This is a genomic window from Pseudomonas sp. G11 (genome assembly GCF_029457515.1).
Lineage (GTDB): Bacteria > Pseudomonadota > Gammaproteobacteria > Pseudomonadales > Pseudomonadaceae > Aquipseudomonas > Aquipseudomonas gorinensis.
This window is the reverse complement of record NZ_CP120377.1, coordinates 2,734,420-2,761,402: the sequence shown is the minus strand read 5'-3', so window position 1 is coordinate 2,761,402 and position 26,983 is coordinate 2,734,420. Positions and strand designations below refer to the sequence as shown.

The window sequence follows — 26,983 nt, the reverse complement described above, 5'->3', positions numbered from 1 at the left end:
TGCTGCCGACACAGGAGCTTGAACATGCTGCTGACGCCCACCGAACTTGAGCGGCTGACGCTGTACACCGCCGCCGAACTCTCGCGTAAACGCCGCGCCAAAGGGCTGCGCCTGAACTTTCCGGAAGCCTCGGCGCTGATTGCCGATGAAATACTGGAAGGCGCCCGTGAGGGGCGCAGCGTGGCCGAGCTGATCAGTTTCGGCTCAACGCTCCTCAACACTGACGATGTCATGCCCGGCGTGGCCGATCTGCTGCCGGTGCTGCAAGTGGAGGGTACGTTCCCCGATGGCACCAAACTGGTCACCGTGCATCAGCCGATTCGACCCGGCCAGTTGCCGTTGGCCGTCATGCCGACGCCTGGCGAAATCATCTCGCCCGAGTGCGATATACAGCTCAACAGCGGTCGCCCCACGACCACCGTACGGGCGATCAATACCGGCGACCGGCCGGTGCAAATCGGCAGTCACTACCACTTTTTCGAAGTCAACAAGGCGCTGGATTTCCCCCGCGCCGCCGCCTTCGGCATGCACCTGGACATTCCCGCCGGCACCGCCGTGCGTTTTGAGCCGGGGGAGCTGCGCGAAGTGCACCTGGTGCAATTCGGCGGCACGGGTGACATCCACGGTTTCAGCGGTTTGACCAACGGCAACCTGCACGATCCGGCCTGCAAAGCCATCGCGCTCGATCGCGCGCGCGCTCAACAGTTCAAGGGGGCGTGATCCATGGCAACGATGACTCGCAAGGAATACGCCGCGATGTACGGCCCCACCACCGGCGACGCCGTGCGCCTGGGGGATACTTCGCTGCTGGCCGAGGTGGAATTCGACCACTCGGTGCCCGGCGATGAATGCCTGCACGGCGGCGGCAAGACCCTGCGCGACGGCATGGGCCTGATGCCGGGGCATGACAGCGCAGACGGCGCGCTGGACATGCTGATCTGCAACGCGCTGATCATCGACCCGGTGATCGGCATCGTCAAAGGCGACATCGGCATCAAGGACGGCAAGATCGTAGCCATCGGCAAGGCCGGCAATCCGCAGGTCATGGACGGTGTGCATCCGCTGCTGATCTGCGGCATCGCAACCACCGTGCGCGACGCTGAAGGCCTGATCGTCACGCCCGGCGGGATCGACGTGCACGTGCATTTCGATTCTGCGCAACTCTGCGACCACGCGCTCGCCGCGGGCCTGACGACGCTGATCGGCGGCTCGCTTGGGCCGATTACCGTGGGGATCGACTGCGGCGGCGAATGGAATGTTGGCAAGATGCTGCAAGCCTCTGAAGCCTGGCCAATCAATTTCGGCTTTCTCGGCAGGGGTAATTCCAGCAAGCCGGAATCGCTGCTCGGCCAACTGCGTGGTGGCTGCCTGGGTTTGAAGATCCACGAGGACTGGGGCGCGATGCCCGCCGTGATCGATACCTGCCTCAAGGTGGCCGATGAATACGACTTTCAGGTGCAACTGCACACTGACACCCTGAATGAGTCGGGCTTTCTCGAAGACACGCTGGCCGCCATCGGCGACCGCACGATCCACATGTACCACACCGAAGGTGCAGGCGGCGGCCACGCCCCGGACATCATCAGCGTGGCAGGAAAATCCAACTGCATCCCCTCCTCGACCAACCCGACCAATCCGTACACCGTCAACACCTTCGACGAGCACCTGGACATGATCATGGTCTGCCATCACCTCAATCCGGACGTGCCGGAAGACGTGGCATTCGCAGAGTCCAGGGTCCGTCCGCAGACCATCGCCGCCGAAGACATCCTGCACGACACCGGGGCGATTTCGATCCTGGGCTCCGACAGCCAGGGCATGGGGCGCATCAACGAGGTGATCTGTCGCACCTGGCAACTGGCCTCGAAGATGAAAGACCAACGCGGCCGTTTGCCGGAAGAAAAAACCGGATTGGGCGACAACGAACGCATCAAGCGTTACATCGCCAAGTACACGATCAATGCTGCGCGGGTGTTCGGAATCGACAGTTATATCGGCTCGCTGGAGCCGGGCAAGATCGCTGACCTGGTGCTGTGGCGCCCTGCCTTTTTTGGCATCAAGCCGGAGCTGGTGGTCAAGGGCGGTTTTATCGTGCACGGCGTGATGGGCGACTCGGCAGCCTCGCTGTACACCTGCGAACCGCTGATCATGCGCCCGCAATGGGGTGCCTTCGGTGAAGCCAAACAGGCGCTGTCGGTGAATTTCGTCAACCGCCTCGCGGTAGAGGCCAATACCGCCGAGAAGCTGGGCCTGAAAAAAGTCCTGTTGCCGGCCTTCGGCACCCGCACCCTGCGCAAGTCCGACATGCTGCACAACGACGCCTGCCCGGACATTCGCGTCGACCCACAGACCTTCGATGTGTACGCCGACGGTGAGCGCTTGACCTGCGAGCCGGTCAGCGAAGTGCCCCTGGCCCAGCGCTACATGTTGCGCTGATCACAGCCAATAAAAGGAACCCGATAATGAGCACTGCATTCCACGCCGTACCGCAGCCGCAAGCCCACCCCGGCGCCGCGCGAGTCGGGATTGGCGGCCCGGTCGGTTCGGGCAAGACTCGCCTGCTGGAGCAACTGATTCCGCGCTTCATCGCGCGCGGCACCGAACTGGCCATCATCACCAACGACCTGGCGACCCGCGAGGACGCCGAACGGGTGCAGCGCAGCGGCCTGATCGACCCACAACGGGTGCTCGCGGTAGAAACCGGCGCCTGCCCGCACACGGCGATCCGCGAAGACCCGACGCTGAACCTGCAAATGGCCGACGAACTGGAAGCGCGATTCGAGAACCTGGACCTGATCCTGATTGAGTCCGGTGGCGACAACCTGGCCTCGACCTTCTCGTTGGACTTGGTGGATTACTGGATCTTTGTGATTGATGTTGCTGGCGGCGATGACATCCCGCGCAAACGAGGGCCAGGCGTGTTGAGCTGTGATCTGCTGGTGGTCAACAAATATGATCTGGCGCCCTATGTGGGCGTTGATCTGCCACGCATGCGTCGCGAATCCGCCGAAGCCCGCAACGGCCGGCCCGTGCTGTTCACCAACTGCGCGACGGGTGACGGGGTCGACGCGGTAGTCGAAGCCATCAGCCGCGCCGTATTGTTTGACCGACCATGAACGCGCCGCAGGAACTGCTTCGCCCGTTGATTGCCCCGCCCCAGGCATCGTCACCGGTGCAGGCCCGGATCGCCTTCAGCAAAGCGCCGTCCGGCGCCAGTTATATCAGCGAGCAGCGCGTGGGCTATCCCTTTCATCTGGGCCGCACCCTGAAGCTGCCGGACGACCCGAAAGACATGGCCGCCGTGTATGTGCAGTCGTGCTCGGGCGGGATTTTCGCAGGGCAGGATTTGCGGATGCACCTGCATGCCGGGCCGGACACTCAAGTCCATGTCAGCACTGGCGCGGCGACGGTAGCGCACAGCATGCTCGAGCAATCGGCACGCCAGACTGTCAGCCTCACCGCCGAACGCGGAGCATTGCTGGAGTACCTGCCAATGGCGACGATCCTGTTTCCCCAGGCAAACCTGTACAGCCAGGTGAGGGTGAATCTGCACCCGGGCGCCAGGGTGATGCTGTGCGACGCGTTTTGCCTGCACACCCCTCAAGACAGTGCCGGCCTCTTCGATTTCTACCGCGCCGACCTGGAAGTGCGCTGCCCGGCAGGCCGCTTACTGGCCGGCGATCGCCTGGCGCTGAGCGGGCAAGACCTGCTGCGGCAATTACCGGGCGTCAGTCATGCCTTCCAGACCCTGGCAACATTTATGCTTGTGGGCCAGGGCTTACCTGTCGAAGCGTTGAAAACAGCCTTGCGCAATGCCCTACCCGCTCACCCCGACCGCTATCTGGGTGTCAGCGCGTTGCCCAACGATTGCGGGGTTTCATTACGCATCATGACCCTTGATGCCGTGTCACTGCGCAACAGCCTTCACACAGCCTGGGCGTGCGTGCGTGAGCATCTGACCGGCGTGGCACCGCGTGTACGTCGCAAATGAGTGCTGATGCTGCTCAAGCTCTTTGTAGATGATGGCGCGCCCGCTTCCACCGCGCCGGCCCTTGCGCAAGGACAGTCATGAAAGAAGTCACAACCCCCAGGCAGCGTAAGGAAAACCGCCTCGTGCACATCCACATTATTTACACCCACACAAAGATGCTGCTCTCCAAAAAACCTTACTCTTCATGGGTAGAGATTCAGAATCAGTACCCTGACTACCTGACATCGCTTGGCCCCTGGGATGACCAAGCCGTTATCGAATACCTGGCAGACGAATATTGCCAACTCTCTCCGCCCCCGAAGGAGCAGGTCGCGGCCTTCATCGCGGCAACTGAAGAGACAACGGTACTGACGTTTTCCGGCTAGATTATTGAGTCACGATAATCCTCCCGATCATCTGCGGATGCAGCGCACAGAAGTACTCAAACTCCCCTGGGGTATCGAACACCCAGGAAAAACTATCGTCCGTATCCAGCGCTCCCGAGCGAAACACCTTGTGGGTTTCCGCGACCGTGTGCGGGACCTGATCGTCGTTCACCCACGTCACTTTGGTGCCCACGGCCACGGTCAGATCCTTGGGGTCGAACATGAATTGCTTGATGTCGATCTTCACTTCCTGCGCCCACACCGGCATCGACAACATCAGGCACAGCAGCGCCAACAGTCGCGTTTTCATTTGTCCACCCTCTTAAACCAATGTCGAGTCAATCAGCGCCAACGGGTGATCGCCCTGCGTGGCACGCACCTCGGTAACCCCCAGATAATTGCGCAACTGATCCGCCGCCACCGTCATCGGCCCCGGTGACGGTGCCGCACCCGGTGCAGGTTGCGGATACGCCGTGCCACGGGCGGTGTGGAAGGTGATGTTGCCTTCGACCTTCTGAATGACCTGGTGAATATGCCCGTTCAGCACCGTCACCGAACCGTACTTGCGCAGCATCGCGATCGCCTGATCGCCGTCCTCGGTGCCCCAGCCCCATGGCTGATAAATCGTCCACAGCGGAATGTGGGTGAAGACGACGATGGGTGTACTGCTCGATACCGCGCGCAAGTCATCCGCCAGCCAGGCGAGTTGATCGGCGCCGAGATTGGCCTCACGCCCCGCTTGAAAATTGAAGACATTCACCAGCGCAATGAAATGCACGCCGTGATCGTCGAAGCTATACCAGCCATTACCTTTGGTGCCCTTGCCATAACGCTCCAGATAGAGCGCGCCGCCGCCCGCATCGAGCGTGTCGTGCTCGCCCGGCACGTAATGCACGGTGGACGGCAGCGCCTTGAGCAACTGCGCCGACGTGTCGAATTCCTCGGCTTTGGACAGGTGGGTAATGTCGCCGGTATGAAGGATCAGCGAAGGCCGTTTCGGCAGCGCGATAACTTTGTCGACCGCCACTTGCAGGGTCTTCACCGGCTCCGGATTGGCCTCCTTGTTGAAGCCGATGTGCGAGTCGCTGATCTGTACGAAGTGGAAGGTGCTGTCCAACGCCTCGGGATCGGAAACGTTGCCCGCCGCATACAGCGCAAAGGCTTTCGGAATGCCGCCATGCAAGGCCCAGATGACGCCGGCCCCGGCCCACGCCGAACACTTGAGCAGCGTGCGCCGATCCGGGTTGAGCAAGCCGTCGGTGCGGCGTTGAGGTTTTGTGTGCATGGCCATCGGTGTGTCCTCGCGGGCGAACTACAGTGAGGTAGCTGACACGAGGGAAACCTTGCGCGGTGGCGGTTTATTCCGAGCCAAAAAATAAATTCTTTTGCGGGAATAAACGCCCGCGCAGCACAGTTATAGAGGTGTGACGGTGCGGAACCGACCATGAAGCAATTCGAGGAACTGATAGCGCCCCATCTGGACGCCGCCTACAACCTCGCGCGCTGGCTGACCGGCAACGACAGCGCCGCGCGCGACGTTGTGCAGGAAAGCGCGTTGCGCGCCTTCAGGTTTTTGCAGCGCTTTGCCGATGGCAATGCCAGGGCGTGGTTCCTGGCTATCGTGCGCAACGAAAGCTACACCTGGCTCAAAGCCTCGGCCGGGCGGCATTGGGTGGCCATCGAAGACGACATCGGCGAGCATGAAGGCGCACTCAGCCACAGCCAGACCCCGGAATTGCTGGCCATTCACACCGAAAACGTCGCGTTGCTCCAGCAAGCCCTCAGCGCCCTGCCGCCAGCGTATCGCGAGGTGATCGTGCTCAAAGAACTCGAAGACCTGCCCTACAAAGACATCGCCCTGGTGGCCGACATTCCGATGGGCACCGTCATGTCGCGACTGGCCCGGGCGCGCGCGATGCTCAAGATTGAATTACTGAAGTTGCACGATCATGAATGAGCTTGATTGCCCGGTTTGCCGGGTTCGGTTGCAAGGTTATGTGGATCAGGAACTGGATCCTGCTTTGGCTGCGGATGTGTCTGCGCATCTGGTTTTGTGCAGGGAATGCGCGCGGGGGTGTGAAGAAGTAAAAGCGCTGAAGGTCAGCGTGAAGCGCCATGCTGCGTATTACCCGGCGCCGGCAGCGTTAGCCACCCGTATCTTCGCGCCTGAAGCACCTGCCATTGGCCTAATGGAACGCTGGCGGAAATGGCTCGCCCCAGCGTTCTCTGCGACGACGTTGGCGCTGGCCGCGATGCTTTACATCGCAACGCCCGACGGCGAACAACCGCTGATGGACGAAGCCGTCTCCAGCCACGTGCGCTCGCTGATGGGCGAACACCTCAACGACGTCGTTTCCTCCGACCGTCACACCGTCAAACCGTGGTTCGCCGGCAAACTCGACTTCTCGCCACCGGTGGTCGACTACACGGCGCAAGGGTTTGTGCTGCTGGGCGGACGCCTTGATTATCTGCAACACCAGACCATAGCAGCACTGAGCTATGGCCGGGCGAAACACATTATCAACGTGTTCATACTGCCCACCCCCGAAGCTGACAAACCTCAGCAAACCCAATCAATCCGAGGCTTCAACGTCGTCTCGTGGCAAGCTAAGCACATGCGCTACGTCCTTGTTTCCGATGTAGAAAAAGGCGAACTGCAGACCCTCAGCCAACTCATCCAGAACTGAAGACAGGTAAGTACGCCCATAGGGAGAGGGCATGACCAATACACCCCACGCGCGTAATGCCAGATGCCAGTCCCGGGAATCACTCGTCAACGGCAGTCCGGTCTCCCGGGGAAAATACTGCGTGTTATTCAGCGTTGTGCGATCAGATCTTGATGAAGTTCTGCGCAGACAACGAGCCAAAAGGCAGCGATGCCAGATGCCCACCAACGTCAAGTGACCCCAGGTCAACGGGATAGAAGCCGGTCTCTTCAATGATCTTACGCACGTCTGCCTTTGCGGCTGCATCATCGCCTGAGTAGAACAAGACGCGCTTGCCGCCCGCCACTTCCGGCTCCGCCAGCACTGCCACATCAAGGTGGTTGAAGGCTTTGACAACCCGCGCGCCTGGGACGAACTGAGCGAATACCTCGCTCGAATACTTGCCACCCAGATCGACCGCCTTGATTCCATAGGTCGCGAGTGGGAAGAGGCAAAACGACATCACGCTCGATTGGGTTTTCATTAGTACCGATATTTCCCGCCAGATGCAAAAAGCCCAGCGTGGGGCTGGGCTGTCAGATCTGCCATTGGCCTTCTCGGAAGCCTGCTACTTCAAAATCTCATACCAGATCCGCGCATTCACCAGCATTCTGACTGCGTTGACTTTGTCGATCGCATACTGCGGGGCTGTCTCCCAAGGTAGCGAACTGCCTGTAAAAACCAACAGCGGCTCATTCGTGCCGCGCTCAAGCACCAGTCGAGCGTTAATAGATGTGAACTCAGGCTTGGCATTCAACGTATCGCGCATAATCAGGCGCTGCATTGGCGGAAGCTGACTCCAGGCAACAAACTCTTTGATCGGCTCCAGCCCAGCTGGAAATGTGTCGCGATGTAAGGTATTTCCAAACGTCTTATAAACTTGCCCCATGTCATCAGTGAAGTCGATCCATTGATTGTTATCGGCTATCCGTGCGGGCAGCATTGTATTCCGAAAATTGGGATTAGAACTCAGCATGCCTGACTCACCATCAAAGTGACTGTACTTAATGTCCGTTCGACTGAACTCATAAAAGCGCAAGGTTGCATACTTGTCGAAAGTCGACACAGCTGAGCAGCCAGGCAGCAGGAGCGAGGGAATAACGAGCGACAACGCTATCAAGATTTTACGCATGGGCATCCTTGCGATTCAGGCGGATAGTGCAACTTGGACTCCAAGCACTGTACCCAGTACCCAACCAGGCATCCAGCGCGCATGGAATGCCAGTGACGGCTGATCCGGGAGCGATAGTGCGCTACATCAGCGGGTCAGTGGGGCTGGATGCGTCGTCAACCAGAACACTGCTGCTAAACTTATCCACAATTGCTGGGGCAAAAATCAGCAATCCGTCCTGGGTCAATTATCAATCGGCTGGGTGGGTCAGCTTTCCGTCAGCGCCAACACCTGTTCTTCCAGTCTGAGAAGTCAGCCTCGAGCAGCTCGCTCAATGCGTCGATCTTGTCAGCATAGAGCCGATGCAACACTTGCAACAATTCCGGTCGGATAGCAGATTTGTAGCCCTCGAAGACCGGCCGAGATAACTCGGGACGATGAGTCTCGGAGAAAAACTCACCCAAGCCAATGTGACTCAGTACCCTGTTGGCGAAACCAACGGGGTCGTGCGCAATCGTTTCGTAGCGAGAAATCAAAAAGCTCTCACGAGGATAGACCGACATCCAGTTTCTCAAGCAGTTGGCGTAGTCACCACGCTGCAACGATCCCTGCGATTTGAAATGATCAATGAACCACTGATCAGACGCTTCACAAAACTCCATTTCGGCTCGGCGCAGTGCCATCCTGGCAGAAGACCATGCTCGCTCAATCGGATTTCGCATCAGATAAACGATACGTAAGCTGGGAAAGTATTGGTGCACTTCACGAATCCGGTCGAGTGGCAGAATTGCATAGGCAGGAGTGATGTCGCCATTGCAGCGTTCCTCACTGAACAAACTGCTGTACCAGCCAACACCATTCAGGTAGTGAGCATCCCAGAAGTGAACTTCCTTGCCAGCTGGAAAGCTTACACTTGGATGCTTGCTCAACACTTCGTATAACCAGCTAGTGCCGCTTTTCTGGGCACCAATTCCGATAAACCTTAACATCCAATCACTCTACCAAAGACCATTCCGGCGCACATGAGAAATCCACGAGACCAAGCCCGAACTGCTTGCTTTCCGCACTCACGCGAAAGCACAACGCATCGACGACGCGATGAAGATGGTGGAATCCCTCACCACAATCCCCGGATACGCCAGCATTGAGAAAATACAATCCTTCATTGAGGCGACAGACAAAACTGTACTCCACCGACAGCACGGAACCGGATGAAACAACCCCGATTCCCTCTGCGATCTGCTTGGCTGAAGTAGCCCCCCCCAACTCCACGCCAGTGGGAGTCTTGATCAGCATACCAAAACGGACATTCCTAGCATCACGATCAAAGCGCACACGGTAGGTATAGCGATAAGTTTCTCCTGCCTTGAGACAATTAACCTTTTGCCCTTGGATGTTGAGTAACTGAGGATCAGAGATCAATGCACCACGAGATTCATAAGACAGCACAGTCTTGGAAACAAGGTGCGGATCGAAATATCCCGCCATTTCCTGACATAGCTCATCCACTTCTCCAGGCTCAGCCAACTCGGGACTCGGAGGCGCCTCGATACCAGCCAACATTTGTTCGCGCATGACCTTGGCTTTGTCGGCAGGAGCGTTCAGCAGCCGCTGATACTTACCAACCACTGATTTGGGCGTGCCTTCAGTAATCTTTTTACCACCATCCAGCAGAATCGCCCGGTCACACAGGCTCACAACCGTATTACTTGCATGGGAAACGAACAAAATGGTTGCACCTTGGGCCTTGATAGCCTCGATCCGCGCATAGCATTTGCGCTGGAAGAGCTCATCCCCCACAGCCAGCGCCTCATCGACAATCAGGATCTGCGGGTCGACATTGATAGCCACAGCAAAAGCCAGCCGCACCATCATGCCACTGGAGTAATTCTTGACCGGCTGATCTATGAAGTCTTCAATCTCTGCAAAGGCGAGTATGGACTCAAAGCGTGCTGCAGTTTCCGCATTGGAAAGTCCAAGTATGGAAGCATTCATGTAAACATTCTCTCGCCCACTGAACTCGGGGTTGAAACCCGACCCCAACTCTAGCAGCGCGGCAATACGGCCATGTGTAGTTATCTCACCGGAAGTAGGGGTCAGAGTGCCGCAAATCATCTGCAACAACGTAGACTTTCCACTCCCATTGCGACCAACAATGCCAACTGTCTCGCCTTTATTTATTACAAAAGAAACATCATCTAGCGCCACAAACTCCTTATAGTGCTTTTCCCTACTGAACATCTGCAGCAGACGCGCGCGCGGGCTGGCGTATATTCGAAAATGCTTGCTAACACTTTTAACCTGTATTGAAAACTCAGAACACATCTGCAAAACCTTTACGCGCGATTTGGAAGAAAGCAAATCCTGCCCAGAGACACACCAAGGAGATCACCAAGTATTTTGTCAAGCCGATGAAGTCCGACATTCTGCCCCAAATCAAAACATCGCGCGCCTGTTCAATCACAAAAAGTCAAAGGATTAGCCATGATCAGAGGCTGAAAGGAAGCTGGCAGGCTCTCACGCACATGAAAAAGGCCAATGCTGTGAACATTGGCCTAAGTCATTGAAAAATATGGTCGGGACGGAGTGATTCGAACACTCGCCCCCTAGCACCCTTGCCCACCCCGATAAGACTGTTTGAGCTGCCAACTGCGTCATGCTGACGTCCTGTTTTAAACGAAATTTTTTGTCAGTGGCCGCGGGATGCTGCGTTGACGACCGGGGCAGTTGATGGATGCCACTGTACGAACTCGAGCACGTGGGGAAATGTACAACGCGGTCTTGCCTGATGCACGAGACGCGCTTAGGGCGTGATTATTTCCTGAAGAAACGCTATGAATACATTGATGCGACTGGAGCCACGATGGTTGGGCAGATACAGCGCATTGATGCAGGTGCTTGCACTGCCTGGGTTGACCTCATATTGCTCCAACACCCGCGTCAGCCGACCTGCACTGACATCCTCACGTACCAGCCAATCGGCCAACAGCGTCACCCCGCCACCGGCCAAGGCAGCCTCGCGCAGAATGTCGGCATTGTTGCTTTGCAGCCGTCCCTGCACATTCAAGCGGATGACGTCCTCATCCCCCTGGAATGTCCATTGGTGGTGGCCCATGCGGTAATCGAAACGTAAGCACTGGTGCTCCAGCAAGTCGCAAGGGTGTCGGGGCAGTCCGGTTCGTGCCAGGTATTCGGGACTCGCCACAACCCAGCGCTGGAACTCGCCCAACTGCCTGCTGATGATGTCGTCGCTGACAACCGATGAACCGAGACGTACCGACACATCAATTTGTTCGCTGAGCAGGTCACTGATCTCGTCGCTCAGCAAGAGACTGATTTCCAGACCGGGATGGCGTTCAAGCAGCCGCCCCAAGTGCGGGGCGATGATTCGCCGGCCGAACTCCACCGGGACACTGACCCGCAGACGCCCCTGAGCTTCGCTGCCACGATCGGCAACGACGGCATCCGCTTCATCGATGGCCTCCAGGATCGCCACGGCCTTATCGAAATAGTGCTGCCCCGCCACAGTGACGCTCGTATTGCGCGTGGTGCGGTTGAGCAGGCTGGCGCCCAACTCACTTTCCAGCCCCGCGACCTGCCGCGTCACCGACGACGTGGAGATGCCGAGCTTACGCGCTGCAGATGAGTACCCCCCACAGCGTACCGTTTCGACAAACATTTTCAGCGCAAGCAACTTGTCCATGAACGGACTCCGAAATCGAAAGGTAAAGGTGGCGACTGTGCATGACCAGGCAATGGGAATCTTGCATGGCTGTGCTCAATGGCCTGATTAAAGAGGCCTGCGACCCTACAATTGATCGGATGACAATCAAAAAACGACAAATAACCGATTGATCAATAGAGTGGCATCCCAGGGCAGGTACAGGTTGGCCGGTGTGAACCGCACCATCAGGCTTGCGCGATGCCCATGATCCGATTGCCCATATTCACTCCCCAATCCGCCATGCGCTTGCCTTCTGCAAGTTGCTGTCGCTGCCAGGCCAGCAGTGCATGATCGAGGTCGCCGCTGTCATCGATTGTTTGCGCCAGGGACAGTGCATTGCGGGCGGCCTTGGCCGTGCTTCCGGCGGTATGAGGACGCGGCACAAAAGCGGCATCCCCCGTCAACAGCACACGGCCAAACACCATTTGCGGGACATTGAGATCAAGGATCGCCTGCACAAAAATATCCCTGGTCTGGCGAATCAGTTCCCGAAAAGCCGGGTTCGCCTGCCGCTCACCCATTTCCCGAATGTAAGCATCCTGCCCCGTGGCCAAGGCCCCGGGTGGAATGGAGTGACTACGCCGATGGCCATTGCGGTCAGTGAGCACAGCGTCCAGTTCCGGCCCTTGTGCAGCTTTCAAATACCACAGCCAATTGAACCGACGCTCGCCAGGATTAACGGAGCCATTCACGCCCGGGACCATGTATTCCAGCATCAGCGATTCAGGGTCCTGTTGAAAAACAAAGTCCTCGTAAAGCTGCGTTTTGGCGAAGTCTGGAAGTTGCTCTTCATCGACCAGCCCACGCCACACCACATACCCCGAATAAGTAGGTACCGCTCCAGGCAGCACCATGCTTCGTACGGTTGAACCCGCGCCATCGGCACCAATCAGCAGGTCACCCTCTGCACCGCCGCCATCTGCAAAAGTCGCAGTCACCCTGTGCTCATTCTGGGTCAGATCCACCAACGTCTTGCCACGGTGATAATGCTCGGCAGGAAACGCAGAAAATAATGCGCTGTATAGCGTATTCCAGGACGTCTGGGTTTGCGGCATCGGCTCTTTATGCACGATGCTACCGACTCGATCCAGATAGAGACGGTCATGGGACCGGACGCCGAGCGCACCTGCCGGATGAATGCCCGCATAGCGAAAATGGTGCAGGACATCCGCCTGCAGAACGATGCCCCCGCCACGACTGTCCATCGCCGCAGGGGATCGCTCGTAAATATCGACCTGCCAACCAATCGCGCGTAACGCCGTGGCGGCGAACAGCCCTCCCAGGGAACCACCAATGACCAAGGCCTTCGGAACACCTGAACGCTTCATTACCTTTCTCCTCGTTGCCGGGTGATTTCCCCGGCTGCGGTTTAGCGTTGCGTTATGCCAACACCGGATAGTCGACGTACCCCTTGGCGTCGCCACCAAAAAAGCTGTTGCCGTCAGCCACGTTGAGTTCGTTGCGACCGCGCAAGCGAGCCGGTAAGTCGGGGTTGGCAATGAACGGGCGACCAAACGCAATGAGGTCCGCACGCCCCTGCGCAATGGCCTGTTCGGCCGTTTCGCCGGAGTAGCCTCCCGCCAACATCAGAACGCCGTGGAAGTCATTACGCAGTTGCTTGATGATCGCGTCCCAGCGTGGGTCGTTACTTTCATCGAGCACTGTGCCAACCATCATCGGTTCTACCAGGTGCAGGTACGCGAGATTCCAGTGATTGAGCCGGGATGCGATGTAGCCAAAGGTTTGTTCCGGGGTGTCATCGCCCATCCCCATGAAACGTCCCATCGGTGTCAGGCGGACAGCTACGCGTTCGGCGCCTACTTGCGCGGTCACGGCGTCCACGACTTCAAGCAGCAACCGGGCACGGTTTTCGATACTTCCACCGTAGCGATCACTCCGCTGATTGCTGGCGCTGTTGATGAATTGGTCGAGCAGGTAACCATTGCCGGCGTGAATTTCCACCCCGTCCATACCCGCCAGGATCGCGTTGCGAGCGGCCTTGCGGAAGTCGGCAACGATCGCTTCGATCCCGGGAATGTCCAGCGCTTGAGGGACAGGTACATCACCCCATACGCCCTCGCCCTCTTCATTGAGGATGAAGGTCTTGCCGGGTACCGGTTGCGCGGTGGGCGCCACCGGCAAGCCGCCGCCAGGCTGGAACACCGGGTGCGACACTCGCCCCACATGCCAGAGCTGCAGGAAAATGCGCCCGCCTTCTGCGTGCACGGCCTCGCTGACCGCCTTCCAGCCCTGGATCTGCTCGTCGCTATGGATGCCGGGGGTCCAGGCGTAACCCTGGCCCTGCTGCGAAATCTGCGTAGCCTCGGTAATGATCAATGCGGCACTGGCACGCTGACGGTAGTACTCGACGTTCATCGATGTCGGTACGTTGCCCGGTTGCCCCGCCCGCGAACGAGTCAGAGGCGCCATGGCGACGCGGTGCTTGAGGGTGAGTTGGCCAAGTTTGATCGGGCTGAACAAGTGATGAGTCATGATGATTTCCTGAATGAATAGGGATTGGAAAAACGCCTTAAGCGGCTTCGCTTCGTTTCAGTATCCGGGTCATTATTTCGACGGGCTGGGCGCCACTGATCACGTCATCTGCGATCTGAATGCTGGGCACCGAGCGCACACCGGATGCCTTGGTTTGGGCTTCGAGCTTCAAGACTTCAGCCGTGCCTTCATCGGACTTGAGAAAGTCGACAATGACCGCTCGGTCCTGCCCGGTTTCGGCAGCGATGTCGGCCAGTATCGTGAGGTCGCCGATATCCCGCCCCTCGCCGAAGTACGCCTTGAAAATGGCCTTGACCAGCGTCGACGCGTCTCGACCCGCCTGTTGCTCGCGCCATACCAACCGATGCGCGGCCAGGGTGTTGGGCGTTTTTTTGACTCGCTCGTAATCGAACTCAAGCCCGACCGCCTTACCGGCGTGGGTGACCTGTGCGTCCATCGCCTGGCTACGTGCCCAACTGCCGAATTTGCCAGAGCGATAGACTTTGCGATCCATGCCTTGAACGGGCATGTCAGGGTTCAACTGATAAGGCAGGAAGCCGATGGGTCGGTCCGTTGATAAACCCGAAGCGGCCAGAGCGCGTTCGAGATGTTCCTCACCGATCCAGCACCATGGGCAGATGAAGTCGTAAGTCACTTGAATTGTGGATGAGTGCAAACTCATGACGGTCTCCGTGGTTGAGTGTTTCACCCCCCAAGGTAGGGGCCGGAGCGCCGCCAGAGAATCCGTCGGTTGCACAACGTAGCTTTTCGCAAAACGCAACGATGTGCCGATCACGCCTTCGGCGCGCCACGGTCCTTGAGCGCCTGTCTTTGGACAGGGGCGCACGCTGCGCGAGTTAACGGTTGTTGATTCGGTCACCGTTGCGCCTGGCGCAATGTAGCGTTGCGCCTTGATGGGGTACTCCATCACAAGCACCCTCTCTAAGCTCACGTCATGGAAAATCGCCGTACGCCCATCGCACGCGGCGGATTGAAAAATCTGTCGTTAATTCAGCTCGAGAGGTAAGGCGATGAAGCGCAAAACGATCATCGGTGTCGTTCTGGCGATCGGCGTCGTGGGGTTAGGGTTTGCGTTCTGGATGATGTGGAGGCCGGAAATTGCCACGGTCAGCCAGCCCCTGAAGGCCGATCGCGAAACCCTGGACAGAGGCCGCCGCGTCGTCGAAGCCGGAGACTGTGCGGTCTGTCACACACGGCCAGGAGGCGCCTACATGGCCGGCGGTTTGCCGCTGGTAACGCCTTTCGGAACCCTCTTCACCACCAACATTACCCCGGACCCGGAATCCGGTATCGGAAAGTGGTCGCTGGACGCCTTTGAACGGGCCATGCGTGAAGGCATCGCGCGTGACGGCCATTTCCTCTATCCGGCGTTCCCCTACGTGCATTATCGAAAGATGAGCGACGCCGATATCGCCGACGCCTATGCCTACCTGATGAGCGTGGACCCGATCACATACACCGCGCCGCAGAACCATATGGTCTTCCCCATGAACTTCCGTCCGCTGGTGTCCTTCTGGAACTTGTTGTTCCTGCATGGAGATCCGCTGGAGCCACTTCCCAACCAGTCAGCACAATGGAACCGCGGACGCTACCTGGTCGAGGGAGCGGGACATTGTTCATCCTGCCATTCGCCCCTGAATCTGATTGGCGGGGAAAAAAGCAGCGAACGGTTCAACGGTGGTGTCGTCGACGGCTGGACAGCCCCTGCCCTGCGCGGAATGACCGAGGCGCAACACCCCTGGAACGAAGCCCAGTTGGTCGCCTATCTGACGGGCGAGGTCGCCGAAGGACACGGCGCAGCAGCGGGCCCGATGTTGCCGGTCAGTCTGAGCATCGCGCAATTGCCGACGGAAGATGCCCATGCCATCGCGCAGTACATTCTCGACCTCAAGAAAACCTCATCGGATGCCCCATCGCCGCCCTGCACTTCTGGGGTCAAGCCCAGCGCCAGAGCACTTATGGGCGCCTCATTGTTCGACGGCGCCTGCGCGAGTTGCCACGGCGGCGCGGCGCCGATGCGCGTCATTGAATCGCGGCCGGCGCTGGCGAACACCTCGGCGGTGATGGAGGACTCGCCACGCAATTTGATCCAGACCATCCTGCAGGGCATCCCCATGTCCAGCGCCGCTTCCAGCCACTACATGCCTGCCTTCGCCCCTAGCCTGGACGACACCCATGTGGCCGCACTTGCCGAGTACTTGCGCAACCAAAGTTGCGCGAACCGTCCCTGGACGGATCTCGACAAGACCATCAAAAGCATTCGGGCTCAGGAGCAGCAACCGTGATCACACTCGATATCAACGGCAAGACTCACGAACTGGACATCGCGGACGACATGCCCTTGCTGTATGCCTTGCGCAATCAAGTGGGGCTCAACGGCGCCAAATACGGCTGCGGTCTGGGTCAATGTGGCGCCTGCACGGTGCTAGTGAACGACAAACCGGTGTTTTCCTGCCTGACGCCCTGCGGCGCGCTGGCGGGCAAATCGGTGCGCACGGTCGAGAGCCTCGGCAGCGCTGACCAACCGGGTGCCTTGCAGAAAGCCTTTATCGAGGAACAGGCGGCCCAGTGCGGCTATTGCATCGCCGGAATGATCGTCCGCGCACAGGCGCTATTGGAAGCCAACCCCCATCCGGACGATGAAACGATCCGTCGCCACATGGCACCCAACTTGTGCCGCTGCGGCACCCATGTGCGAATCCTCGCCGCTATCAAATCGGTCATCGCGCAAGGGGGCAAGGTATGAAAACCTCAACGCAAAAAGTCGATCTGAGCCGCCGCGCATTCATGATAAATGGTGCATTGGTGATGGGGTTCGCACTGCTCCCGGCCATTCCTCGCGCCTTCGCCGACACTGAAGTAGACACCTTGGGGACAGAGATCCTCGCCCCCGACCTGCCGGGCAGCCTGCGCGCCACTCCTCACCTGGACGCCTGGATCCGCATTGATGCAAAAGATGGCATCACCGTCTACACCGGCAAAGTGGAACTGGGCACTGGCGTCAAAACTGCGCTCCTGCAGATCGCCGCCGAGCGGCTGGAAGTGCCGCCCACGCTCATCCGTTTTCTCACCGCCGACACCGCACTGACCCCCAATGAAGGGTATACCGCCGGCAGCCATACGATCGTCGACAGCGGCACCGCGCTGTTCAACGCCGCGGCCCAGGTGCGTCAATTGTTGCTCGAGTCCGCGGCACGGCAATGGCATCTCAACGTCGACAGCCTGACCACGCGGGACGCGGTGATCTACGATGCGCAAGGCCGCAGCATGACCTACGCACAAGCCGTGGCAGGGGTCCAACTGCATCGTTTTGCATCGGCCAACTCGCCCTTCAAGCCAGCCAGCCGTTTCACCCTGATCGGCCAATCACTGCCTCGACTGGACATCCCGGCCAAAGTCAGCGGCGGTGCAGCCTATGTGCAGGACATGCGCCTGCCCGATATGCTGCATGCCCGCGTGATACGGCCACCCCGGCGCGGCAGTCAGCTTCTGGAGATTGACGAGGCCGCCCTCGGGAAACTGCCCGGTGAGGTGAAACTGATCCGCAACGGCAGCTACCTTGCCGTGGTCGCCACCGATGAATGGCTGGCGGTCAAAGCAATGCGCGAGGGCTATGCCACGGCCCGCTGGACAGCAGGTAACCCGCTGCCCGACTCGACACACATCCATCAACTCCTCACCGAATTGCCGGCGCGACGCTACCCGGTGAGTGCCAAGGGTGACCTCCCGCAACCGGTGCCGCGCGCCTACAAGGCCCGGGTGACCAAGCAATACCTGATGCACGGCTCCATCGGCCCCTCCTGCGCAGTGGCCTGGTTCAAGGACGGCACACTGACCGTGTGGACCCACTCTCAAGGTGTCTATCCATTGCGCTCGGGTATCGCCGAGATGGTCGGCCTGCCGGTGGCTCAGGTGCGGTGCATCCACGCTGAAGGCTCCGGTTGCTATGGCCACAACGGCGCCGATGACGCCGCCGCCGACGCCGCGCTGATCGCCATGGCCATTCCCGGCAAGCCGATACGGGTGCAATGGATGCGCGAACAGGAAAATCTCTGGGAGCCCTACAGCTCGGCCATGCTTGCCGAAGTGGAAGCAGGACTGGACGACAGCGGGCGGCTTCGCGACTGGACATACGAACTCTGGAGTACGCCGCACAACGAACGTATCGTCAACGCCGGGCGCCTGTTGCCGGCGTGGCTGTTGGCCAATCCCTTCACCCCGGCACCGTCGGTACCGATCGCTCAGCCCGAAGGCGACGGCGACCGCAATGCCGTTCCGTTGTATGAGATCCCCAACCTGAAGGTCGATCTTAACTTTGTACTGACCATGCCATTCAGGACCTCGGCCATGCGTTCGCTCGGTGCCCATATCAACATCTTCGCCATCGAGAGCACCGTCGATGAACTGGCGGCCAGGGCCACCGTCGACCCGGTACAATTTCGCCTGAATCACTTGAGCGATCCGCGAGCACGGGCGGTGGTGGAGCGCGTGGCCGCTGAGTTCCGCTGGCCACAAAAAGCAACGGGCCCCGGCAGCGGAGTCGGCTTTGCCTTTGCCCGCTACAAAAACATCATGGGTTACTGCGCAATCGCCGTGCAGTTGCATGTGCAGCGCCAGACTGGACAGGTGACGATTGATCGCGTTGTCGCCGCCGTCGACGTGGGGCAAATTGTCAGCCCCGACGGGCTGCTCAATCAGATCCAGGGTGGCATCGTGCAGTCCGCCAGTTGGACGCTCTATGAGCGAATCCTCTATGACGCCAGCGGCATGCACAGTTTCGACTGGAGCGGCTATCCGATCATGCGTTTTCCGGATTTGCCGCAACAGGTCGAGGTCCACCTGATTGATCAGCCGGATCAGCCATTTCTTGGTGCGGCGGAAATCGTCCAGGGCCCCATGGCCGCAGCACTGGGCAATGCCATCAACGATGCCACCGGCAAGCGCTTGCTCGATCTGCCGCTGGCGCGACGTGGCTGGCAGGAGGCGCTGGGATCATGACCGATCCGGGCGGTGTCGACCTTATGCCCTTCCGCCACAAGTCAGCCTGCCGATGCCGGCGAAACGTCTGAATCGGTAGCCAGGCGCACGCTCGTGAGCGCCTGGCGCTCATGCAGCAACCCGTTAACGCGAACACGAGGAATCCCACTGATACACCTCGTCGTACACGCGGTCTATCAGTGCCTCTTTGCTGGGGAAATATCGATAGAGTTTTGCAGGCGCTTGAGCATTTCAATGCTATCTCCTGACAGCATCGTTCGAAAACGAGCCTTCAGGCCCTAGCAATTCGCTGATGAAATCGATAAACGCATTGACGCGCTTGGAGCCACGATGATTGGGAAGATACAGCGCGGAAATGGCCGAACTGGCATCGTTCGGATTGATAACAAAGGACTCGAACAATGAAGTCAAATCACCGCTGCCAATATCGTCGTTGACGAGCCAGTCAGGTAACAGAGCCACTCCACCGCCCGCCAACGCAACCTCACGCAAAACCTCGGCATTGTTGCTTTTGAAGCGGCCCTCAATCGGTACTCGAGTCTCCTCACCTTCCTTTAAGAAAGTCCACACCTGTTGCTTTGGGCCGTAACTGAAACGCAGGCACTCGTGCTGCATGAGGTCCATGGGATGTTCAGGAAAGCCATGTGCATTCAGGTACTCGGCACTGGCCACCACCCGGCGCTTGAAATGACCGACGGGACGACTGACGACACCATCCATGGCGGCTGCCGATCCCAATCGAATCGCCAGATCGACGCGCTCCCCCAGTAATTCAACGATGTCATCGGAGAGCGTCATGTCCAACACAAGTTGAGGGTATCGCTTCAACAGCGAGGCAATATGAGGTGCAATCAGACGACGCCCCAGCGCTACGGGCACGGAAATACGAAGATGGCCCGCAGGGAGTTCCCCGCGGTCACTGACCGAGGCATCCGCCTCGGCGACAGCATTCAGCACTTCCCGCGCTTTCAAGTAGTAGGCGGCCCCGGCATCTGACAATGAGATTTGACGCGTGGATCGATTAAGCAAGACAGCGCCCAGTTCCGCCTCAAGCCCATCGATCATCCGAGTCACAGAAGACGTCGCCAGGCCTAACTGTCGAGCGGCAGAAGAAAAGCCCTTCGAATCCACAGCCTGGACGAACATCTTCAATGCGAGCAGCTTGTCCATGACACTCCTTGACTCACCCGTTGTTCATATTGAGCATTGTGCCAGTTCGGGTCCGACGAGAAACCACCGAGAAGACGACTAGAGCTACCAGCGACAATGCGCTTCCCACCGCAGCAATCGCCAGCCAGCCGGCATGTTCATAAAGCAAACTGGCTACCGAAGAACCGATTGCACCCCCAATAAAGATACTGATCATGTACAACGCATTCAGACGGCCTCTGTTGGCCGTGCCCAATGCATAGACAGCTCGCTGGCCAAGCACCATGTTCATTTGCACTGCAAAATCCAGCGCTATCCCGGTGACGGCCAACCCAATCACACCGTAAAAGGGATTGATGAAGGCTGGAAGGAAACTCAATACACCCAGCACCATGGCCACCTGCGACGCTCGTCGAGTATGGCCTGCATCGGCAAGACGGCCACTGATAGGTGCGGCAATGGCACCGATGGCGCCAACCAAAGAGAAAATCGCAATCTGACTTTGCGTGAGGCCGAACTCACGACTCAATATCAATGGCACAGCGGTCCAGAACAAACTGAACGCCGCAAACATCAGCCCTTGATAGAGCGCGCGCTGACGCAGCACGGGCTCGCGGCAAAACAGTTGGCCCAGGGACATCAGCAATTGGCCGTACGACGCACGATGGGTCGGTTGCCATTTAGGCAGGGTCATGCCAATCACGATGGCGATAACGAGCATCAAGGCGGCGGCCCCGACAAACACCACCCGCCAGCCCAAATGATCGGCAACCAGGCTCGACAGAGGCCGCGCCAGCAGAATCCCTAGCAGCAAGCCCCCCATAATCCCGCCAACCACCCGACCGCGAGACTCTTCCGATGCCAGATGTGCCGCCAAAGGAATAAGCATCTGCACGGAGACTGAGCTGAAACCGATGAGTGCCGACACCACTAGAAATACACTCGGCTGCTTGGATAAACTGGCGGCGACCAGGCTGAAGATCGTAATCACGATCGTCGCGATCATCAGCCGACGGTTTTCTACCAGGTCCGCCAAGGGCACCAGGAAAAACAATCCGAGCGCATAACCAATCTGGGTCAGCGAAACGATGAAACTCGCGCTCCCACTCGACATGCCGATATCCGGAGCGATCAAGCTAATAATCGGTTGTGCGTAATAGATGTTGGCCACGATGGCACCGCAACAAAAAGCAAATAGAAGCACCAGCCCCTTTGTCATTGATGCTTTTTGTATCGTCGCTGCTGTATCACGTGTAGAAAGGCCCATGCCATAGACTCCTGAGGTTCGACAGCGGTGACTTTCCAACGAAGGTCACTCGCATTCATGTTTGCCAGGCCAACAACATAGGCGGCAGTGCACCTCGAGAGAATATGGCCGGGACGCAACGTCGCGTTGCGTCGTGCGCAAGAGATGCCCGGGCTGGGTCGATAACAGCAACTGCACACATCAGGTTTGGACGCCATCAGAGCGCCCTATTGATATGTCCAAATTCATTAGACCGGCTCATATTTGACGCGAGCGCTCAAGGCGGTCAGCGAGGCGGCGAGCGGCTACGCGGGATGGAAGGAAGAGGAGATGCCAGGCTTCCACGAAGTGCGAGCTCTGTCGCTGCACCTGTAAGAGAAAGCCGGAAAGGATGGGCAAAAGATCACTGGTCATGCGAGCGAGGGCATGACCAAAAACCACCAGCGGGACCACGATGAAATCATCTGGTCAGAAGCAATCCCGGACCTGAATATCAGTGAAATCACCGGGTAGTTTTGCGCTGATTTTGCGCAGGCACAAAAAAGCCGATCTGTTAGATCGGCTCAATTGTCTGATTCTACTCAGGAATAATGGTCGGGACGGAGTGATTCGAACACTCGACCCCTAGCACCCCATTCAGTTAAGCATTAGACATCCTTGGCTCTCGTCATTCTCCTACAGAATCCTAAATCCCAGCAATAAAAGGCCTTTCAGCGCTTTATTCTTCCAACGACCTCTATCCTGATCTACCTTTAGCTGACGAATCGGTGGGAGTAAATGTGGGAGTAAACTCATAAAGAGGTTGATTATGGTAAAGCTCACTGCCAAGGAATTGGAAGCACTGACCGAGCAGGATGTCGGAATCATGATACGCGACGAAGGCAGCCTCGCGGGCAGAGTCTCACTCCGCAAAAAAGGTATCGCCATCCCCTTTTACTTCCAGTTTCGCTGGGAAGGGATTTACACCCGTTTCTCGTGCGGTACCTGGCCAAATAAGTCGTTGACCGAGATCCGCAAGGAGCGCAACGAAGCGCGAGACCTTGTAGCCAAAGGGATTAATCCAAACGAGAACAAACGCGCAGAGAAGGTCAGACTGAAAGCGGAGCTGGCTGCGCAACTCGCAGAAGCCGCCCAGCGAAAATCCAAGGAGTTAACGCTGCTAGACCTCGCGGGAGAATGGCTTCGCGATGGTGTGGCGCGCAAGGATGGTAATGCCGAGCTACGGAGAAAATTCGCGAAAGATCTTTACCCCGCCCTAGGCTCAAAAGTCATCAGCTCAATTGATGAGCATGACCTGCGGAGCCTGGTGCGATCTGTAATGGCTCGCGGCGCCACTCGTCAGGCCATCAGTCTTTTTTCGGATATCGTTCAGATGTTTGGATGGGCGCAGAAACGCCAGCCATGGCGAACATTGCTGATTGATGGAAACCCAGCAGACTTGGTCGAAATCAACAAGCTTGTACCCAGTGACTATCAGGAGGAGCGAACTCGGATCCTCTCCTCTATCGAACTTCAAGAATTAAACCAACGCTTTCAAAAAATGACTGCGGACTATGCAGCACTACCTGCCGGCGAAAAGTATGATGGGATTCGCCCACTCAAGCCGGAGACCCAACTTGCGCTTTGGATCTGCTTGGGAACGTTATGCCGGATCGGTGAACTGCTTCAGGCCGAATGGAAAAACATTGATTTGAAAACTGGTGTCTGGTTTATTCCTGTGGCGAACGTCAAAGGTAGCCGGGGGAGAAAACAAGACCACCACGTGTTCCTGTCTGCGTTTGCGATCCACTATTTCAGCAAGCTTCGGCTGCTGACAGGAAACTCTCAATGGTGCTTTCCCGCAAAGCATCATGATGGTCATGTCGATCTCAAGGTCGTCAGCAAACAGGTGGGAGACCGCCAATCACGCTTCAAAAATCGCAAGCCGCTTTCACGTCGCCGACATGATGACACCCTGGTGCTGTCCGGTGGTGCCAATGGAGAATGGACACCCCATGACTTGAGACGAACGGGTGCGACCATGATGCAAGCCTGTGGCATAAGCCTTGACGTGATAGACCGCTGTCAGAACCACGTGCTGGCAGGCTCCCGGGTCCGCCGTCACTACTTACACCATGATTATGCCGAAGAGAAAAAAGAAGCTTGGAATCTGCTGGGGGAGAAGCTCACCGATATCATAATCGGCCAGGACTCTTTAGAGGAACTAGGATACTCATCAGGTGAAAAGCAGCAGTGATTTTCCTGGCATCGTCATCCGGTGACAACTAGCCGTGCTGTTTGCCGCCCAACACCAACGCAACACCCCCCAGCACAGCGACGGATGCCAACACCATCCTTACGCTAAGGCTTTCCCCCAGAAAAACGATACCAGCCAGCGAAGCCAGGATGGGCACGCTCAACTGCACCGTCGCGGCTTGAAACGCTGCAAGATAACGCACCGCGACGTACCAGACCGCGTAGCCAACGCCCGACGCCAGCGCGCCGGAAAGAACCGCATAAAATATCCCCAGCAGATCCCAACGCAGCGCTGAGAGAAACGGCAAACTTGCAATCAAGACCGGGGGAATCGAGCGCAGAAAATTGCCGGCTGTGGTTGCCAGCGGATCGGCGACAGTTTTGCCAAGCAGTGAATAGATCCCCCATGCCACCCCCGATAACAGCATCGTGAGTGCGCTAACGGGGTCAGGGGCGGCTGCGCCTGGAAGCAGCAGACAGACCAAGCCAGCAATTGCCAATACAAACCCGATGCGACTTGACATCCTCAATTGGCTCAAGGATCCCAGGAGGAGCTTTCCCGAGCAGGAGGTAGATCCTGAAACGGTGGGTGTGTGCGTCAGCATCATCCAGGAGCGCACAGGGCTTTCACAGTCCACTACATCGCTTTACCTCACTGCCCTGCAGCGCGCGCAACTGGTGACTTCTCAGCGGATAGGCCCTTGGACCTATTACCAACGCCACGATGAGAATATCGATGCTTTTTTCAAAACGCTGCAGGAAAAGATCTAGGTCCATACGACTAGAGGTGGTCAAACGGCGTTAAATCAACGCAATTCATCTTGTTTAAGGATGCGTAAATCCTAGGCGTCGAGTACATCACAGACGTTATTTGCGTCGGATAGATTTTGGTGTGTCAATAATTAGCTTTTGGAGCGTCTTGGCGCTTTTCGGCAGAGAGGCGCTTTGAACGCTCCACTCGCCGGCAGCTGGTTGGCCGGCGCGGGAGATACGCGCAACCAGTTGGATTTCAGGGAAGTTCGACAGTTTCATTTGCAGCATCATTGCGTCCGCATCACCCAACTCCACGGTCACCGGCAAGTCGGCCACGGTCAGGCGTTGGCCAACGGTGCCGGTGGACCGGAAACGGCACGGGTGAAGATGAACACGCTGTAACCCGATTGGACTTTGACCTTGACCTCGGCGAAAGGTCGACCGAAACCTTGAGCAATGCCACCGGCTTGGCCGCGACGGCTCTTTGGTCGTGAAACCCACCACGCTGTCGTCCGCGTAACGCACAATAATTACATCACCACGGGCGTGCCCACAGATCCAGCACGTAATGAACATAGATATTCGCCAGCGGCGATATCACTGCGTCTTGAGGCGTCCCCTTGGTCGCAGCCATCCTAGGGCCATCTTCGATAAAACCCGCCTGAAGCCATTTTCAGATAAGCCTGAGCAGGCGCCGGCCTGTAATCCGGTGCCCCAGAAATATCAGCATCCATTCAGGGTCGATCTCATCAAAGAACGACGTGATATCCGCATCCAATATCCAGTTCACCTCCTGGCCCTTCAACGCTACCGTCAACGCATCCAGCGCATCGTGCTGACTAAGTCGCGGCCGAACCCCGTACGAGAATCCCCGAAAGTCCTCTTCATAGATTGCATTCAGAACGCTAACGACCGCCTGCTGTACGATCTTGTCCTCCATTGAGGCAATACCCAACGGGCGTTGCCTGCCACCGGCTTTGGGAATGTCGACCCGCCGCGATGGCGTTGCTCGATAGGCTCCACCGTGGAGCCCTGCGTACAAATCGGTTAGCCTGATGGCAGAGTCGGGACACTCGAACTCTGGCAGCGCGACAGAGCCGACCCTGTCGAACTACTGAGTGCCTGGGAGCGCGGACAGCGTAGGGCCGTGTTCGGCGTACCACTCGCAGAGCTGCGCACTCGCAATCGACAGACAGCGGTGGAACAACCGTGCTTCAGCCGAAGCTAGGCCCTGACGTCCCCTGCCCTGTCCAACCCGCGTACTTCTCACCTCGCCTTGAGATAGCTTGAGCAAAAAACATTGCTTAGGAGGCTTCCATAAGATGCTCCAAAACATCATATTTTCGCCCTAATCAAGTCGCTATTTATTGTCAGCCGGACGCTTGTCCAGGAAAACGGCAATACCTTCGATGGCTTCATCCTCCATGGCATTACACGCCATGACTTTAGCTGCATATGAATATGCATCCTCGACGCACATCGATTGCTGACGATAAATCATCGACTTACCATACCGAATGGCTGTGGGGCTCTTGGACGATATCGCAGAAGTATAAACTTCCACTGCGCCATCAAGCACTTCACCTTCGACGGCCTGGTTAATCAAACCCCAATCCACCGCGGTATGTGCGTCAATAAATTTTCCGGTAAATAACATCTCAAAGGCTCGCTTAGCGGAAATATTCCGGGTAAGCGCAACAGATGGCGTAGAGCAGAACAGCCCTAAATTTATACCTGAAACTCCAAAGCGGGCACCACGCGTGGCAACCGCCAAGTCACAGCTCGCTACAAGCTGGCAGCCTGCCGCAGTCGCTAGCCCTTGTACTCGAGCAACTACAGGCACAGGTAACGACTGAATTTTAAGCATCACATCGCTGCACAAACCAAATAAGTTCTGGTAAAAAACAATATTTTGTTTTTGCTGCATTTCGCGCAAATCGTGACCTGCGCAAAATGCATCGCCTTTAGCGGCCAAGATGACACAGCGAATGCTGGAGTCGAATGCAATCATGTCTAATTTTTCTTTCAGCACAGTCAGCATTTCTTCCGATAGTGCGTTGTACTGCTGCGGCCGGTTAAGCCACAATGTCACAACGTCGTTTCGACGCTCGCTTAAGACTACCTCATCAATATTGGACATGTATCATCACCTTCATTCCTGCGGACTATTTCAGCTATCTACGCAGGTCAGT

At 57.6% G+C, this 26,983-nt stretch carries 26 protein-coding genes and 3 pseudogenes; 13 read left to right on the top strand and 16 right to left on the bottom strand.

Annotation, left to right across the window (positions count from 1 at the left end):
• The first annotated feature begins 24 nt into the window (after positions 1-24).
• From P2T68_RS12860 to P2T68_RS12840, 5 genes are all read left to right on the top strand, one after another.
• Positions 25-720, top strand: coding sequence for an urease subunit beta (locus tag P2T68_RS12860; RefSeq protein ID WP_069076672.1), 696 nt, complete (start codon positions 25-27; stop codon positions 718-720).
• Positions 721-723: 3 nt separating this feature from the next.
• The gene (gene ureC, locus P2T68_RS12855; RefSeq protein ID WP_069076671.1) at positions 724-2,436 is read left to right on the top strand and encodes an urease subunit alpha; all 1,713 of its coding nucleotides are present in this window, start codon (positions 724-726) and stop codon (positions 2,434-2,436) included.
• 26 nt (positions 2,437-2,462) lie between these two features.
• A complete protein-coding gene (ureG, locus tag P2T68_RS12850) occupies positions 2,463-3,116 on the top strand; it encodes an urease accessory protein UreG (protein ID WP_069076670.1) in 654 nt (217 codons plus the stop codon).
• On the top strand, positions 3,113-3,991 hold the full coding sequence (locus P2T68_RS12845) for an urease accessory protein UreD (protein WP_102623998.1): 879 nt from the start codon (positions 3,113-3,115) through the stop codon (positions 3,989-3,991). The genes ureG and P2T68_RS12845 overlap by 4 nt, the downstream gene beginning before the upstream one ends.
• Before the next feature lie 77 nt (positions 3,992-4,068).
• Positions 4,069-4,356: a hypothetical protein gene (locus tag P2T68_RS12840; protein ID WP_219730552.1), complete on the top strand. Its 288-nt coding sequence runs from the start codon at positions 4,069-4,071 to the stop codon at positions 4,354-4,356.
• Between the two features lies 1 nt (position 4,357).
• On the opposite strand, the gene P2T68_RS12835 is transcribed toward P2T68_RS12840, so the two are convergent.
• On the bottom strand, positions 4,358-4,666 hold the full coding sequence (locus P2T68_RS12835) for a plastocyanin/azurin family copper-binding protein (RefSeq protein WP_069076669.1): 309 nt from the start codon (positions 4,664-4,666) through the stop codon (positions 4,358-4,360).
• Positions 4,667-4,678: 12 nt separating this feature from the next.
• Positions 4,679-5,647 carry a metallophosphoesterase gene (locus P2T68_RS12830; protein ID WP_346772500.1) on the bottom strand — a complete coding sequence of 323 codons (969 nt, stop codon included), beginning with the start codon at positions 5,645-5,647 and terminating at the stop codon, positions 4,679-4,681.
• A gap of 153 nt (positions 5,648-5,800) precedes the next feature.
• Between P2T68_RS12830 and P2T68_RS12825 the strand changes: the two genes are divergently transcribed.
• Both P2T68_RS12825 and P2T68_RS12820 read left to right on the top strand, forming a co-directional pair.
• The gene (locus P2T68_RS12825; RefSeq protein WP_069076667.1) at positions 5,801-6,313 is read left to right on the top strand and encodes a sigma-70 family RNA polymerase sigma factor; all 513 of its coding nucleotides are present in this window, start codon (positions 5,801-5,803) and stop codon (positions 6,311-6,313) included.
• A complete protein-coding gene (locus P2T68_RS12820) occupies positions 6,306-7,043 on the top strand; it encodes an anti-sigma factor (RefSeq protein ID WP_277379432.1) in 738 nt (245 codons plus the stop codon). The genes P2T68_RS12825 and P2T68_RS12820 overlap by 8 nt, the downstream gene beginning before the upstream one ends.
• 142 nt (positions 7,044-7,185) lie before the next feature.
• Here the strand turns inward: P2T68_RS12820 and P2T68_RS12815 are convergent.
• The 8 genes and pseudogenes from P2T68_RS12815 to P2T68_RS12780 form a co-directional block, all read right to left on the bottom strand.
• Positions 7,186-7,485 (bottom strand): annotated as a pseudogene (locus tag P2T68_RS12815) (NADP oxidoreductase); the annotation flags it as partial.
• Positions 7,486-7,629: 144 nt separating this feature from the next.
• Positions 7,630-8,193, bottom strand: a complete 564-nt coding sequence (locus P2T68_RS12810) for a hypothetical protein (RefSeq protein WP_102623997.1) — start codon at positions 8,191-8,193, stop codon at positions 7,630-7,632.
• A gap of 257 nt (positions 8,194-8,450) precedes the next feature.
• Positions 8,451-9,161, bottom strand: coding sequence for a sulfotransferase (locus P2T68_RS12805; protein WP_069076664.1), 711 nt, complete (start codon positions 9,159-9,161; stop codon positions 8,451-8,453).
• A gap of 4 nt (positions 9,162-9,165) precedes the next feature.
• Positions 9,166-10,497 carry an ABC transporter ATP-binding protein gene (locus P2T68_RS12800; protein WP_277379431.1) on the bottom strand — a complete coding sequence of 444 codons (1,332 nt, stop codon included), beginning with the start codon at positions 10,495-10,497 and terminating at the stop codon, positions 9,166-9,168.
• A 478-nt stretch (positions 10,498-10,975) separates the two neighbouring features.
• Positions 10,976-11,875, bottom strand: coding sequence for a LysR family transcriptional regulator (locus P2T68_RS12795; RefSeq protein WP_024076452.1), 900 nt, complete (start codon positions 11,873-11,875; stop codon positions 10,976-10,978).
• A gap of 206 nt (positions 11,876-12,081) precedes the next feature.
• Positions 12,082-13,224, bottom strand: coding sequence for an FAD binding domain-containing protein (locus tag P2T68_RS12790; RefSeq protein WP_277379430.1), 1,143 nt, complete (start codon positions 13,222-13,224; stop codon positions 12,082-12,084).
• A 52-nt stretch (positions 13,225-13,276) separates the two neighbouring features.
• Positions 13,277-14,389 carry an alkene reductase gene (locus tag P2T68_RS12785; protein WP_168232072.1) on the bottom strand — a complete coding sequence of 371 codons (1,113 nt, stop codon included), beginning with the start codon at positions 14,387-14,389 and terminating at the stop codon, positions 13,277-13,279.
• 37 nt (positions 14,390-14,426) lie between these two features.
• Entirely contained in the window at positions 14,427-15,317 is an 891-nt protein-coding gene (locus P2T68_RS12780; RefSeq protein WP_277379429.1) for a DsbA family oxidoreductase, read from the bottom strand.
• A gap of 103 nt (positions 15,318-15,420) precedes the next feature.
• Between P2T68_RS12780 and P2T68_RS12775 the strand changes: the two genes are divergently transcribed.
• From P2T68_RS12775 to P2T68_RS12765, 3 genes are read left to right on the top strand one after another with little or no spacing between them, the layout of a single operon-like run.
• Positions 15,421-16,695 carry a c-type cytochrome gene (locus P2T68_RS12775; protein ID WP_277379428.1) on the top strand — a complete coding sequence of 425 codons (1,275 nt, stop codon included), beginning with the start codon at positions 15,421-15,423 and terminating at the stop codon, positions 16,693-16,695.
• Positions 16,692-17,156 carry a (2Fe-2S)-binding protein gene (locus tag P2T68_RS12770; RefSeq protein WP_024076457.1) on the top strand — a complete coding sequence of 155 codons (465 nt, stop codon included), beginning with the start codon at positions 16,692-16,694 and terminating at the stop codon, positions 17,154-17,156. Before P2T68_RS12775 ends, P2T68_RS12770 begins: the two co-directional genes overlap by 4 nt.
• A complete protein-coding gene (locus tag P2T68_RS12765) occupies positions 17,153-19,408 on the top strand; it encodes a molybdopterin cofactor-binding domain-containing protein (protein WP_277379427.1) in 2,256 nt (751 codons plus the stop codon). The genes P2T68_RS12770 and P2T68_RS12765 overlap by 4 nt, the downstream gene beginning before the upstream one ends.
• Before the next feature lie 237 nt (positions 19,409-19,645).
• Here P2T68_RS12765 and P2T68_RS12755 read toward each other — a convergent pair whose 3' ends face one another.
• Both P2T68_RS12755 and P2T68_RS12750 read right to left on the bottom strand, forming a co-directional pair.
• Positions 19,646-20,578 carry a LysR family transcriptional regulator gene (locus P2T68_RS12755; protein WP_102623990.1) on the bottom strand — a complete coding sequence of 311 codons (933 nt, stop codon included), beginning with the start codon at positions 20,576-20,578 and terminating at the stop codon, positions 19,646-19,648.
• A 13-nt stretch (positions 20,579-20,591) separates the two neighbouring features.
• A complete protein-coding gene (locus tag P2T68_RS12750; protein ID WP_277379426.1) occupies positions 20,592-21,824 on the bottom strand; it encodes an MFS transporter in 1,233 nt (410 codons plus the stop codon).
• A 240-nt stretch (positions 21,825-22,064) separates the two neighbouring features.
• On the opposite strand from P2T68_RS12750, the pseudogene P2T68_RS12745 reads away from it, so the two are divergent.
• Positions 22,065-22,316 (top strand): annotated as a pseudogene (locus tag P2T68_RS12745) (integrase); the annotation flags it as partial.
• A gap of 295 nt (positions 22,317-22,611) precedes the next feature.
• Positions 22,612-24,039: a site-specific integrase gene (locus P2T68_RS12740; RefSeq protein WP_159995021.1), complete on the top strand. Its 1,428-nt coding sequence runs from the start codon at positions 22,612-22,614 to the stop codon at positions 24,037-24,039.
• A 28-nt stretch (positions 24,040-24,067) separates the two neighbouring features.
• Here P2T68_RS12740 and P2T68_RS12735 read toward each other — a convergent pair whose 3' ends face one another.
• A complete protein-coding gene (locus P2T68_RS12735; protein WP_277379425.1) occupies positions 24,068-24,562 on the bottom strand; it encodes a DMT family transporter in 495 nt (164 codons plus the stop codon).
• Here P2T68_RS12735 and P2T68_RS12730 point away from each other — a divergent pair.
• On the top strand, positions 24,549-24,809 hold the full coding sequence (locus P2T68_RS12730) for a helix-turn-helix transcriptional regulator (RefSeq protein WP_277379424.1): 261 nt from the start codon (positions 24,549-24,551) through the stop codon (positions 24,807-24,809). The two genes, P2T68_RS12735 and P2T68_RS12730, sit on opposite strands and share 14 nt — an antisense overlap.
• Positions 24,810-24,905: 96 nt before the next feature.
• Here the strand turns inward: P2T68_RS12730 and P2T68_RS12725 are convergent.
• The 3 genes and pseudogenes from P2T68_RS12725 to P2T68_RS12715 all read right to left on the bottom strand — a co-directional run.
• Positions 24,906-25,275: pseudogene (locus P2T68_RS12725) on the bottom strand (c-type cytochrome biogenesis protein CcmI); the annotation flags it as partial.
• Between the two features lie 189 nt (positions 25,276-25,464).
• On the bottom strand, positions 25,465-25,731 hold the full coding sequence (locus P2T68_RS35185) for a reverse transcriptase domain-containing protein (RefSeq protein WP_346772499.1): 267 nt from the start codon (positions 25,729-25,731) through the stop codon (positions 25,465-25,467).
• A 420-nt stretch (positions 25,732-26,151) separates the two neighbouring features.
• Positions 26,152-26,931, bottom strand: coding sequence for an enoyl-CoA hydratase (locus P2T68_RS12715; protein WP_277379423.1), 780 nt, complete (start codon positions 26,929-26,931; stop codon positions 26,152-26,154).
• Between the last annotated feature and the right edge of the window lie 52 nt (positions 26,932-26,983).